The sequence below is a fragment of the Pseudomonas kurunegalensis genome (assembly GCF_030291635.1).
Classification (GTDB): domain Bacteria; phylum Pseudomonadota; class Gammaproteobacteria; order Pseudomonadales; family Pseudomonadaceae; genus Aquipseudomonas; species Aquipseudomonas monteilii.
Genome location: NZ_CP127871.1, coordinates 5,309,273 through 5,322,580, shown reverse-complemented (window position 1 = coordinate 5,322,580; position 13,308 = coordinate 5,309,273). Strand labels below are relative to the sequence as shown.

The 13,308-nt window shown below is 63.1% G+C and carries 9 protein-coding genes; all 9 read right to left on the bottom strand.

Annotated features, from left to right (window positions below; all coding sequences use genetic code 11):
* Positions 1 to 10 precede the first annotated feature (10 nt).
* Complete coding sequence (acs, locus tag QQ992_RS24345) at positions 11 to 1,945, bottom strand: acetate--CoA ligase (protein ID WP_286111334.1); 1,935 nt, start codon at positions 1,943 to 1,945, stop codon at positions 11 to 13.
* 136 nt (positions 1,946 to 2,081) lie between these two features.
* On the bottom strand, positions 2,082 to 3,746 hold the full coding sequence (gene pgi, locus QQ992_RS24340; protein ID WP_286111333.1) for a glucose-6-phosphate isomerase: 1,665 nt from the start codon (positions 3,744 to 3,746) through the stop codon (positions 2,082 to 2,084).
* Positions 3,747 to 3,890: 144 nt separating this feature from the next.
* Entirely contained in the window at positions 3,891 to 4,754 is an 864-nt protein-coding gene (gene panC / locus QQ992_RS24335) for a pantoate--beta-alanine ligase (protein ID WP_286111332.1), read from the bottom strand.
* The gene (gene panB, locus QQ992_RS24330) at positions 4,751 to 5,551 is read right to left on the bottom strand and encodes a 3-methyl-2-oxobutanoate hydroxymethyltransferase (protein WP_019098148.1); all 801 of its coding nucleotides are present in this window, start codon (positions 5,549 to 5,551) and stop codon (positions 4,751 to 4,753) included. The genes panC and panB overlap by 4 nt, the downstream gene beginning before the upstream one ends.
* 262 nt (positions 5,552 to 5,813) lie before the next feature.
* Complete coding sequence (gene folK, locus QQ992_RS24325; RefSeq protein ID WP_119371474.1) at positions 5,814 to 6,293, bottom strand: 2-amino-4-hydroxy-6-hydroxymethyldihydropteridine diphosphokinase; 480 nt, start codon at positions 6,291 to 6,293, stop codon at positions 5,814 to 5,816.
* Positions 6,290 to 7,678: a polynucleotide adenylyltransferase PcnB gene (locus QQ992_RS24320; protein ID WP_016712071.1), complete on the bottom strand. Its 1,389-nt coding sequence runs from the start codon at positions 7,676 to 7,678 to the stop codon at positions 6,290 to 6,292. The genes folK and QQ992_RS24320 overlap by 4 nt, the downstream gene beginning before the upstream one ends.
* Before the next feature lie 965 nt (positions 7,679 to 8,643).
* A complete protein-coding gene (locus QQ992_RS24315) occupies positions 8,644 to 10,089 on the bottom strand; it encodes a sigma-54-dependent transcriptional regulator (protein ID WP_286111329.1) in 1,446 nt (481 codons plus the stop codon).
* A 4-nt stretch (positions 10,090 to 10,093) separates the two neighbouring features.
* Positions 10,094 to 13,069, bottom strand: a complete 2,976-nt coding sequence (locus tag QQ992_RS24310) for a sensor histidine kinase (RefSeq protein WP_286111327.1) — start codon at positions 13,067 to 13,069, stop codon at positions 10,094 to 10,096.
* Complete coding sequence (locus QQ992_RS24305) at positions 13,053 to 13,229, bottom strand: hypothetical protein (protein WP_003250005.1); 177 nt, start codon at positions 13,227 to 13,229, stop codon at positions 13,053 to 13,055. Before QQ992_RS24305 ends, QQ992_RS24310 begins: the two co-directional genes overlap by 17 nt.
* Positions 13,230 to 13,308: the final 79 nt, after the last annotated feature.

Here is a 13,308-nt window from a genome sequence, read left to right as displayed (position 1 = left end):
CGGCCGCCGGTTACTGGTTGAGGCGTTTGTCGATCAGGCCTTGGACTACGCTGGGGTCGGCCAGGGTAGAGGTGTCACCCAGGTTGTCCAGCTCGTTGCAGGCGATTTTGCGCAGTATACGCCGCATGATCTTGCCTGAGCGTGTCTTGGGCAGCGCCGGGGCCCACTGGATCAGCTCGGGCTTGGCAAAACTGCCGATTTCCTTGCTGACGAGGGCCAGCAGTTCGGCCTTCAGCGTGTCGTCTGGCGTCACGCCATTCATAGGCGTGACGAAGGCGTAGACGCCTTGGCCTTTGAGGTCGTGAGGGTATCCGACCACCGCCGCTTCGGCGACGCTGTCATGCAGCACCAGTGCGCTTTCCACTTCGGCGGTGCCGATGCGGTGGCCCGAGACATTGATCACATCGTCGATGCGGCCGGTGATCCAGTAGTCGCCGTCGGCATCTCGGCGAGCACCGTCGCCAGTGAAGTAATAGCCGGGCATGGGCTTGAAGTAGGTATCCACCATGCGCTGGTGGTCGCCATACACGCTGCGAATCTGCCCAGGCCAGCTGGCCTTGATCACCAGCAGGCCGGCGCCGGGGCCTTCGATCAGCTTGCCCTTTTCGTCCAGCAGTACCGGTTGCACGCCGAACATGGGCTGGGTCGCGCAGCCGGGCTTGAGTGACTCGGAGCCGGGAAGCGGGGTAAGCATGATGCCGCCGGTTTCGGTCTGCCACCAGGTGTCGACGATGGGGCAGCGCTTTTGCCCGACTTCCTCGAAATACCATTCCCAGGCTTCGGGGTTGATCGGCTCGCCGACGCTGCCCAGCAGGCGCAAGCTTTTGCGCGAAGTGCTTTGCAGTGGCGCGGAGCCCTCGCGCATCAGTGCGCGCAGGGCGGTCGGGGCGGTGTAGAAGATGTTCACCTGATGCTTGTCCACCACCTGCCAGAAGCGTGAGGTGTCCGGGTAGTTGGGCACGCCTTCGAACATCAGCGAAATCGCGCCATTGGCCAGTGGGCCGTAGACGATGTAGCTGTGGCCGGTGACCCAGCCGACGTCGGCGGTGCACCAGAACACCTCGCCGTCACGGTAGTCGAACACCACCTTGAAGGTCATCGTCGCCTGCAGCAGGTAACCGGCGGTGGTGTGCAGCACGCCTTTGGGTTTGCCGGTGCTGCCAGAGGTGTAGAGGATGAACAGCGGGTCTTCGGCATCCATCGGTTCGGGGGCGCAGTCGTTGCCGGCATTTTCTGTTGCCTCGTGGTACCAAAGGTCACGGCCCTCGACCCAGGCAACATCGCCACCGGTGCGGCGCACCACGAATACGCTGCTGACGGCAGGGCAACTGGCAAGGGCCTTGTCGACGTTCTGTTTCAGCGGGATGCGCTTGCCGCCACGCACGCCTTCATCGGCGGTGATCACGGTGCGGCAGTCGGCATCGAGAATACGGTCACGCAGGGCATCGGGGGAGAAACCGCCGAACACCACCGAGTGGATGGCACCTATGCGGGTGCAGGCAAGCATGGCGAAGGCGGCCTCGGGGATCATCGGCATGTAGATGCATACCCGGTCGCCTTTCTTTACCCCGCGAGCCTTCAGGGCGTTGGCCAGGCGGCAGACCTGGCGGTGCAGCTCGCGGTAGGTGATGGCTTTTGAGTCGTTTGGGTCGTCACCTTCCCACAACAGGGCAGTTTGCTCGCCACGCTGGGCCAGGTGGCGATCAATGCAGTTGTAGCTGACATTGAGTCGGGCGCCGTCGAACCAACGGGCCTTACCGGTTTTCAGGTCGCATTGCTGCACGCTGGACCAAGGTTTGATCCAGTCCAGGCGCTTGGCCTGTTCGGCCCAGAAGGTATCGGGGTCATCGACTGACTGGCGGTAGAGGCGGCGGTATTCGTCGGGGGTGAGGGCGGCAGACTGGCTGACGGCCAGGGCCTCGGGGTAATTGCGGATATCGAACATGGCGGGTGGTCCTGCTCTTGTAAGGGGCGAGGGACTGCAACGGCTATTCGATAGGACAGTGTAGCTGGGAGAGGTGTTCAACCTGTGCCGGCCTCTTCGCGGGCTCGCCCGCTAAGAGGCCGGTACAGGTATCAGATCAACCGCGGTGACGGCCGCGGAAGTAGTTGATCAGGCCTTGGGTGGAGCCGTCTTCGGCGTTGTCTTCTAGGCTGCCGACCAGGCGCTGGTAAACGCCTTTGCCCAATTCCTTGCCCAGCTCTACGCCCCACTGGTCGAACGCGTTGATACCCCAGATCACGCTCTGCACGAACACCTTGTGCTCGTACATCGCCACCAGCGCACCCAGGCGGCGAGGGCTGATGCGCTCCACGACCAAGGTGTTGCTCGGGCGGTTGCCCGGGATCACCTTGTGCGGGGCCAGCTTTTCGATGTCCGCTTCGTTCAGGCCTTTACTGCGCAGCTCGGCTTCGGCTTCTTCACGGGTTTTGCCGAGCATCAGCGCCTGGCTCTGCGACAGGCAGTTGGCGTACAGCCACTGGTGATGGTCGGCCACCGGGTTGAAGCTCACCACCGGCACGATGAAGTCGGCCGGAATCAGCTGGGTGCCCTGGTGCAGCAACTGGTGGTAGGCGTGCTGGCCGTTACAGCCGACGCCGCCCCAGATCACCGGGCCGGTATCAACTTTCACCGGGGTGCCGTCCTGCAGCACGCTCTTGCCGTTGGACTCCATGTCCAGCTGCTGCAGGTGCTTGGTGATGTTACGCAGGTAGTGATCGTACGGCAGGATCGCATGGCTGTTCGCGTCCCAGAAGTTGCCGTACCACACGCCGAGCAGGGCCAGCAGCACTGGCATGTTCTTGTCGAACGGCGCGGTCTGGAAGTGCTGGTCCATGGTGTAGGCACCCGACAGCAACTCCTTGAAGTTGGCCATGCCGATAGCCAGAGCGATTGGCAGGCCGATGGCCGACCACAGCGAATAGCGGCCGCCGACCCAGTCCCACATCGGGAAGATGTTCTCTTCGCGGATACCGAAGGCCACGGCGGCAGCCTTGTTGCTGGAAACGGCGATGAAGTGGCGGTACAGCTCGGCTTCCGAGCCGCCCTGGGCCAGGTACCAGGTGCGTGCGGCCATGGCGTTTTTCAGGGTCTCGAGGGTGTTGAACGACTTCGACGAGACAATGAACAGGGTGGTTTCGGCACGCAGGTTGGCCGACAGCTCGTGGAACTCACTGCCGTCGATGTTCGCCAGGTAGTGGCAACGCACGCCGCGTTGGGCGTACGGCAGCAGTGCTTCGGACACCAGTTCGGGGCCGAGGAACGAGCCGCCGATGCCGATGTTGACCACGTCGGTGATCGGCTTTTCGCTGTAGCCGCGCCACAGGCCGTCGTGGATGCGCCCGACCAGTTCGGTGATCTGGTTGAGCACCTTGTGCACTTCCGGCATGACGTTCACGCCGTTGACGCTGAGCTTGTCGCCCACTGGCCGGCGCAGCGCAGTGTGCAGCACGGGGCGGCCTTCGGAGGCGTTGACGATTTCGCCGCCGAACATCGACTTGATGGCGTCTTGCAGGCCCACTTCGTTGGCCAGGTTCACCAGCAGATCGCGGCTTTGTTCGGTGATCAGGTTTTTCGAGTAGTCCAGGAACAGGCCGCAGCAGCTCAGGGAGAACTGGTCGAAGCGTTTGGCATCGGCGGCAAAGGCTTCGCGCATGCTGAAACCTTGCATGGCGTCGCGGTGTTGCTGAAGCGCCTGCCAGGCGGGCAGGGCCGTCACATCGTGGGGTGTACGGTAATACGCCATTGCGCGGGGTTCCCTTGGTGCGTGGTGATGCCTTGGACACGGCAGTCATTGCCGGGTTCAGGCTGGCATCATTATAGGCAAAGGCCACGCGCTGGGAATGGGTATGGCAGGGTGATTTTGGGGCTGCAAAGCAGCCCCAGGCTATTACGCGGTCTTGTCTTCGACGTGCAGGTAAAGGTTGTCGATCAACCGGGTATTACCGAGGTAAGCCGCCGCGATCACAACCAGGTCGCGATCATCGATCATTGCCGGGCGCAGGCTCACGGCATGACGCACTTCCAGGTAATCCGGGCGCAAACCCGCAGTGCTCAGTTGCGCCTGGCCTTCAGCGACCAGCGCGGCAAAATCCCGTTGGCCACGGCTGATGCCCGCTGCAATGTGCTGCAGTGTGCGGTACAGCGCGGGCGCTGCAGTACGCTGCTCGGGCGTGAGGTAGCCATTGCGCGACGACAGCGCCAGGCCATCTTCAGCACGCACGGTGGGCTCGCCAATGATCTGGACCGGCATGTTCAGGTCGCGCACCATGGCGCGGATCACTGCCAGTTGCTGAAAGTCCTTTTCACCGAATACGGCAAGGTCCGGCTGGACCATGTTGAACAGCTTGCTGACCACGGTGGCCACGCCTTCGAAATGCCCAGGCCGGCTGGCGCCGCAAAGGCCTTCGGAAAGCTGCGGCACGCTGACACGGGTTTGCACGCTCATGCCGTCGGGGTACATCTCTTCCACGGTGGGCGCGAACAGCAGGTTGCAGCCGGCTTGCAGCAGGCGCTCCTGGTCGGCGGCCAGGGTGCGTGGGTATTTGTCCAGGTCTTCGTTGGCGCCGAACTGCAGCGGGTTGACGAAGATGCTGGCCACCACAAAGTCGGCGCGCTGTGCAGCTTTGGTCACCAAGGCTGCGTGGCCGCTGTGCAGGTTGCCCATGGTCGGCACGAAGCCGATGCGTTTGCCTTCACCGCGGGCGCGGGCAACGGCTGCACGCAGTTCACGGACGGTTTTGACTGTATTCATGCACTGAACCCGTGTTCGCTACCTGGGAAGCTGACTTGCTTGACGGCCTCGACATAGGCGACAAGGGCGCCTTGAATGTCTGGCTGGCCTTCCATGAAGTTCTTCACGAACTTCGGTACCCGGCCGCTCAGCGACAGGCCGAGCATGTCGTGCAGCACCAGCACCTGGCCATCGGTGGCGCTGCCGGCGCCGATGCCGATTACCGGGATGCCCACGGCATTGGTGATTTCCGCCGCCAGTTCGCTGGGTACGCATTCAAGCAGCAGCATGGCGGCACCGGCCTGCTCCAGGGCGATGGCGTCGGCACGCATCTGCCGGGCCTGGGCCTCCTGGCGGCCCTGCACCTTGTAGCCGCCCAGCACGTTGACGGTCTGCGGGGTCAGGCCCATGTGCGCGCACACCGGCACGCCACGCTCGGCCAGCAGGCGAATGGTTTCTGCCAGCCAGGCAGCGCCTTCGATCTTGATCATGTGGGCGCCGGCTTGCATCAGCGTGGCGCTGTTGGCGAAGGCCAGCTCCGGGGTGGCATGTGCCATGAACGGCAGGTCGGCAAGGATCAGGGCGCCGTCATTGCCGCGTTTGACACAGGCGGTGTGGTAGGCCATGTCTGCTGTGGTGACCGGCAAGGTGCTGTCGTGGCCCTGCAGGACCATCCCCAGCGAGTCGCCCACCAGCAACACTTCGACACCGGCCTGGCTGGCGGCCTTGGCGAAGGTCGCGTCGTAGCAGGTCAGCATGGTGATTTTTTCACCCTTGGCCTTGAGGCCATTGAGGGTGGTGAGGGTTACTTCAGGCATGTAGGAAATTCCTCGTTCAGGCGCTGTAAAAAACGACTGCATTCAACGCGTGTAGTCATCTTCCGGAGCGGCACATCATCGCGCGTGATGTTCGGGCACAGGTCCGTCCGGGCCTAAATACGGGTATGCGGCACTTTGGTGCCACACGGGACGCCTATAGTCGTGAGCGAGGTGGGGGAAGTCAATCACCCTGTTACCGCATTGTTACGATCAGGGTGTTACTGGCGTTACCGCGGTGGCGTGGCAGGCTGGAACGCCCGGTTTACAGGCGTTCCAGGCCGACGAACGGACAGTCGTCGAGTAACTGTGCGAGGGCGCGGCCATCGGCCAGGCGGAAATCGCCCGGGACCAGTTCGGCCAGCGGGTACAGCACGAAGGGGCGGGCGTGCATGTGGTAGTGCGGCACTTTCAGGCGTGGCTCGTCGAGTACCTGATCACCGAACAGCAGGATGTCCAGGTCCAGCGTGCGCGGGCCCCAGCGTTCCTTGCGTACGCGGCCCTGGTCGTTCTCGATGGCCTGCAGCGCATCGAGCAGGGCCAGGGGCGGCAGAGCAGTGTCCAGGGCAGCAACTGCGTTGGTGTAGCGCGGTTGGCCGGGCAGCAACGAGTCGCTGGTGTACAGGGCCGAGGCCGCTACCAGGCGGGTGCTGTCCACCTGGTCAAGCGCCTGCAAGGCGCTACGCAGCTGCTCGGCAGGTGCGTCCAGGTTGCTGCCCAGGCCGACGTAGGCGCGGGTCTTCACTCGAACGCCTCGTCGCCACCGCGTTTGCGCTTGCTGCCGCTGCGCTTGCGTTTGCGCGGGCCGGCACCGGTGCCTTCGTCACGGCTGCCCAGCTCACGGATCATCTCGCGGCGCTCGCTGTCGTTGGCATCCTGGTAGTCGGTCCACCACTGGCCGAGGTCGTCGGTTTCTTCGCCTGCGCTTTCACGCAGCAGCAGGAAGTCGTAACCGGCGCGGAAGCGCGGGTTGTCCAGCAGCATGTCGGCACGCTTGCCACTGCGACGTGGCAGGCGCTCCTGCATGTCCCAGATCTCGCGGATCGGCAGGGTGAAGCGCTTGGGGATGGCGATACGTGCGCATTGCTCGGCGATCAGGTCGTGAGCGGCACCGTTCATGGCCGGGATCGGCGGTACACCCTGGTTCTGCAGGTGCAGCACGCGGGATGGCAAGGCTGGCCACAGCAGTGCAGCGAACAGGAACGCCGGCGTGACCGGCTTGCCTTGCTTCACGCGCAGGTCGGTGTTGTTCAGTGCCTGGCTGATCAGCGTGTGGGTGTAGGTCGGGCGCTCGTCCAGGGCGTGGGCACTGGCCGGGAACAGCGGCTCGAACAGCTGCAGGTCGACCAGCATTTCGAACGCGATGGCGCCTTGGCCGGAAAGGAACAGCTTGAGGCTTTCTTCGAACAGGCGCGCTGGCGGGATCTCGCGCAGCAACGGGGCCAGTTCGCGAATCGGCTGGACCGTGTGCTTTTCGATGCCAAAGTCGAGCTTGGCGGCAAAACGCACCGCGCGCAGCATGCGCACCGGGTCTTCCTGGTAGCGGTGGGTCGGGTCACCGATCAGCCGCAGCAGGCGGTTGCGCACGTCGTGCACACCGTTGGCGTAATCGAGAATGCGCTCGCTGACCGGGTCGTAGTACAGGGCGTTGATGGTGAAGTCGCGGCGTTGCGCGTCTTCTTCCAGGGTGCCGTACACGTTGTCGCGCAGGATGCGGCCACTGGCATTGTGCGACGAACGGTGGCTGTCGCCCTGATCGTCTTCCGAGTGAGGGGCGCGGAAGGTGGCGACTTCGATGATCTCACGGCCGAAATGCACGTGGACCAGCTTGAAGCGGCGACCAATGATGCGCGCGTTGCGGAACTCGGCACGGACCTGTTCGGGAGTGGCACTGGTGGCGACGTCGAAGTCTTTCGGCGTGATGCCCAGCATCAGGTCGCGGACACAGCCACCGACCAGGTAAGCCTGGTAGCCGGCGCTTTGCAGGCGTTCCACGATGTTCACCGCATGGCGGCTGAACTGGTGGCGCTGCAGCGAGTGCTGGCTCTTGTTGATCACCTCAGGCGTGGTGCGCCTGTGGTGCTGGCCCGGTACGGGCGGGCGGAACGACTGGAACAGCTTCTTCAGCATGGGATGCACTGTTTGAAGGAATGTTCGGCCAAGAATAGGAGAATGGCCGCATGATGGGCGGGGATTCTAGCATTTACTCAGGGAATGGTGTAGGCGGGTAGCAGGATGCCTGCCAGAAGGGTAGAAACGACAAGGGGAGCCTAAGCTCCCCCAGAAGTCGTTGCGTGCTCTTATTGTTTTTTTGCTGGGCTTCTTGTTTTTGTTGAGTGCCCTGTCCACAAATCTCAAAGCTTGTGGACGACCCCCAATCCAGGGGTTAAGAGCAAACGGATTGCTTTGGCCGCTGATGTCACGTTGATCTGTCGATCCAACCAGTTCAGGCGCTGCTTTTTAGTGCAGTTTTTGTTGTTCTCTGCCTGGTTGTGGGGCAAGCCCCAAACACGCATCCTCTCCAAAAGAATCAGTTAGCTGCGCCTCCGCCGTCTTGTTTTTATTGTGCGTGAGCCGTTTCGTCTTGTTCTTATTCTGAGTTGCAGTGCTTGTTATTGTTTTTGTACTAAGCATATAGCAGGTGCCGTGCCAACTTTTGCAAACCCAGTAAAATCAAGGGTTTGAGGCGTTCTGGCGATTTTCGAGGGGCTGAAAATGTCGGGATTTCGTTACCGTACGCCTCGGGAACTGTTACGACGGAAAGGTTGGGTAACAGATTTTTGCGGGGACTGATGTGTTACCTGGGGTGTTCGCCGTGACAGGTTCAGCGCCTGTGAGATCGAGCGCCGCCCGCGCGGCGCATCGCGAGCAAGCTCGCTCCTACATTTGTTTCTGGCCAATGAGTTCTGTACCAAACGCGCGCGGCCCCTTGGCATCCACCTCAATATCGTGATGAACAAAGAAGGCTGTCGCGCGCGCTGGCACAGGCGTTACTGGCCGGAAACAAATGTAGGAGCGAGCTTGCTCGCGATGCGCCGCGCGGGCGGCGCTCGATCTCACAGGCGCCGCACATGCTGCGGCGTAAGGCAGGCAGATCAGTTATCGCTGGTAACGTTGCTCTTGCGCCGAGGAATGCCCAGGCGCTGACGGCGTTCCCAGAGGCACTTGCGGCTGACGCCAAGCTTGCGTGCCAGCTCGGTCTCGGTCATGTGGTCCTGGTGTTCGAGCACGAAGTGCTGGAAGTAGTCTTCCAGCGACAGGTCTTCGGTCGGCTCGTGGCTGGCATTGGCAGCACTGGCTGCAACCAGGGCGTTGTTGAGGATCTCGTCCTCTTCCAGGTCGCCCAGTTCAATGTCGATGCCCAGCAGGTCGGCCGAAATTTCTGCGCTCTCGCTTAGAATCACCGCACGCTCCACGGCGTTTTCCAGCTCACGTACGTTACCCGGCCAGCTGTAATGACGAATGGCTTGCTCGGCTTCGGCCGAGAAGTGCAGGTCGTCGCGACCGATACGCGCGCGTTGGCGGGCGAGGAAGGCGCTGGCGATCTCGTTCACGTCACTGCCGCGCTCGCGCAGGGCAGGCAGTTTCAGGGCGATGACGTGCAGGCGATAGTAAAGGTCTTCGCGGAACTGGCCGGCCTTGGCCAGGTTCTTCAGGTCGCGGTGGGTCGCTGCGATCAGGCGCACATCGACCTTTTGCGACTGCACCGAACCCACCCGGCGAATCTCGCCTTCCTGCAGTACACGCAGCAGACGGGCCTGGGCTTCCAGCGGCAGTTCACCGATTTCGTCAAGGAACAGCGTGCCACCGTCGGCGGCCTCTACCAGGCCCGCACGCCCGGCGCTGGCACCGGTGAATGCGCCTTTCTCGTGGCCGAACAGTTCGGACTCGATCAAGGTCTCGGGGATGGCCGCGCAGTTCACCGAGATCATCGGTGCCTTGGCCCGGCGTGACAGGTTGTGCAGGGCGCGGGCCACCAGCTCTTTACCGGTACCCGACTCACCCTGGATCAGCACATTGGAGTCGGTGGGCGCCACCTTGCGGATCTTGCTGTACATGTCCTGCATGGGCGGGCATGAGCCGATGATGCCGATTTCGCCATTGGCCGCAGCCGTGCTGCCTTTGTCGGTCGGGGCGGCCTTGCCATTGGTGGCGCGTGGCTCGGCAGCTGGTGCGGCGGCCGGAGCGTTCTGCCGGTCGCGCAGGATACGCGCCACGGCCTGCAGCATCTCGTCGTGGTCGAAGGGCTTGGCGATGTAGTCCACCGCGCCCATTTTCATCGAGTCCACCGCCGAGCGCAGGCTGGCGTAGCTGGTCATGATCAGCACCGGGGTACCTTGGCCGAGCTTGATCAGCTCGGTGCCGGGCGCACCTGGCAGGCGCAGGTCGCTGACGATGAGGTCGAAGGTGGCAATGCTGAAGCGTTCCTGGGCTTCCTGCACCGAGCCGGCTTCGCTGACCTGGTACTGGTTCCGCTCGAGCAGGCGACGCAAGGCCGAGCGGATGATGGTTTCGTCTTCGACGATCAGAATGTGCGGCATTGATTCAATTCTCTCGACGGTCTCGAATTTCAGGGGACGTCGCTACGACATGCCGGGGCAGGGTCACGCGGATCCGGGTGCCACGTTGCCGTTCGATATCGGCCGGGCTGTCGATGGTGATTTGCCCATAATGCTCTTCCACGATGGAATAGACCAGAGCGAGCCCCAGTCCGGTTCCTTCGCCCGGGTCCTTGGTGGTGAAGAAGGGTTCGAACAGGCGGTCCATGATGTTCTTCGGTATCCCGCTGCCCTCGTCCTCGACGATCAGGTCGACGGTGTGCTCGCTCACTTCGCTGCGCACACGCACGGCGCTGCCGGGTGGCGAGGCGTCACGGGCGTTGGAGAGCAGATTGATCAGCACCTGGGCCAGGCGCTGCGGGTCCCCTTCGGCCCAGTGGTCCGGGTCGCAGAGGTTGAAGAACTGTACTTCGAAATTGCGCCGGTTCAACGCTAGCAGACCGATGGCGTCCTGCGCCACTTCGGCCAGGCACACTGGCTCTTCGCTGTTCTGGTGGCTGCCGCCGGCATGGGCGAAGCTCATCAGCGACTGGACGATGCGCGATACCCGCTTGGTCTGGTCGAGAATCTGGCTGGACAGCTCGATGATTTCGCCATCACCTTCACGTTCCTCACGAAGGTTTTGCGCCAGGCAGGCGATGCCGGTAATCGGGTTGCCGATTTCGTGGGCTACGCCAGCGGCCAGGCGGCCGATGCTGGCCAGGCGCTCGGAATGCACCAGCTTGTCTTCCAGTGCCTGGGTTTCGGTCAGGTCTTCCACCAGCAGCACCAGGCCGCTGTTTCCGGGGGCCAGCGGCTCGTCGATGGCGGCCTTGTGCAGGTTCAGCCAGCGCGGCTGGCCGTCCAGCGCCAGGCGCTGCTTGTGCAGGTGCTCGTCGGGCACGTTGATGAAGCCTTGCAGCAGGCCGCGCCAAGGCTCGTCGATGGTGACCAGGCGCGAGCCGACCACATGCTTGGCGGCGATGCCGGTGAGCTCTTCCATGGCCTTGTTCCACATCAGGATTTCCTGGTCCTTGGCCAGCGAGCAGACGCCCATGGGCAGCTCCTGCAGGGTCTGGCGGTGGTAACGGCGCAGGGCATCGAGCTCTGCGGCAAGGCCGGTCAGGCGCGAGTGGTAGTCTTCCAGGCGGCTTTCGATGAAATGGATGTCTTCGGTCACGTAGTTTTCGTTACCGGACTTGTACGGCAGGAAGGTCTCGACCATGTCCTGGGCCACGCTCGGCCCCATCAGCCCGGACAGGTTGGCTTCGATGCGGTCTCGCAGGCGGCGCAGGGCATAGGGGCGGCGCTCGTCGAAGGGCAGGTAGAGGTCGCGCAGGGCCTGCTCCACTTCCTTTTGTGCGGCCTTGGCGCCCAGCGGTTTGGCCAGCTGGGTGGCGAACTCCTGGGGCGAGGCAGCGTGCAGCTCGCGGCGCTGCGGACGGCGCACGTTGTCCACCGCGCAGGCTTCGGCGGCGCTGACTTCTTCGTTGCTGGCGTTGGTGAACAGCGAGATCAGCGTAAACAGCAGCACGTTGGCCGCCAGCGAGGCAATGGCCGCCATGTGCCAGCTGGTGTCGTCCAGCACATAGATCATGTCCAGCAGCGGGATGTAGAAGCCCTGCAGGTTGCCCAGCAGCGGCAGCAGCATGGTCACCATCCACACCAGGGTGCCGGCCAGCAGCCCGGCGATGAAGCCGCGGCGGTTGGCGGTGGGCCAGTACAGCACCGACAGCACGCCGGGCAGGAACTGCAGGGTGGCGACGAAGGCGACGATGCCCAGGTTGGCCAGGCTCTGGTGGTTGTTCTGGGTCAGGTAGAACATGAAGCCGGCGGTGATGATGGCAACGATCAGCGCGCGGCGGGTCCACTTCAGCCAGCGGTAGATGTTGCCTTCGGCCGGGGGTTGATACAGCGGCAACACCAGGTGGTTGAGGGCCATGCCCGACAGCGCCAGGGTGGTGACGATGATCAGGCCGCTGGCGGCCGACAAGCCGCCGACGTAGGCCAGCAGTGCCAGTGCCTCGTTGTTGGCGGCAATACCCAGGCCCAGGGTGAAGTACTCGGGGTTGGTGCTGGCGCCCAGGCGCAGGCCGGCCCACAGCACCAGCGGCACGGCCAGGCTCATCAGCAGCAGGAACAGCGGCAGGCCCCAGCTGGCGCTGACCAGCGAGCGCGGGTTGAGGTTTTCGGTGAAGGCCATGTGGTACATGTGCGGCATGACGATGGCCGAGGCGAAGAACACCAGCAGCAGGGTGCGCCATGGCCCTTCCTGCAGCGGGGTGTGCAGGGCGGCCAGGGCGGTCTGGTTCTGCAGCAGCCAGACTTCCAGTTCGTGCGGGCCGCCAAATACGCCATAAAGGGCGTAAAGGCCGATGCCCCCCAGGGCCAGCAGCTTGATCACCGATTCGAAGGCGATGGCGAACACCAGCCCTTCGTGTTTCTCGCGCGTGGCGATGTGCCGCGAACCGAAGAAGATGGTGAACAGGATGATCAGCGTACAGAAGGCGAATGCCACCCTTGCCTTGACCGGCTCACCGGTGAGGATGCTGATCGAGTCGGCCACCGCCTGGATTTGCAGCGCCAGCAAAGGCAACACGCCAATCAGCATGATGATGGTGGTCAGCGCCCCCGCCCAGGTACTGCGGAAGCGGAACGCCAGCAGGTCGGCCAGCGATGACAGCTGGTAGGTGCGGGTGATCTTGAGGATCGGGTAAAGCAGCACCGGTGCCAGCAGGAACGCGCCGGACACGCCCAGGTAACAGGCGAGGAAGCCGTAGCCGTACTGGTAGGCCAGGCCGACTGAGCCATAGAAGGCCCAGGCACTGGCGTATACGCCCAGCGACAGGGTGTAGGTAAGCGGGTGGCGAATGATCGAGCGCGGGATGACCCCCCGCTCGCTGATCCAGGCCACGCCGAACAGCACCATGAGGTACCCGGCGCTGATCAGGATCATCTGGGTCAGGCTAAAGCTCATCGGCATCTCGTTGGCTCTGCAGGATGAAGGTGACGACGATCAGGATCAGCCAGAGCAGGTAAGGGCGGTACCAGGCTCCGGTCGGTTCGATCCACCAGTCCATGATGGCCGGGGAGAACAGGTAGATCCCCACGACCAGAAGCAGGACCAAACGATAGATGTACATGCTGGCCTCGATGGTTGGGCGCTGCGGGCTTGGACTTATTATTGGCGCAAATGGCTGGGGGGATGCTAGCGGGAATCCA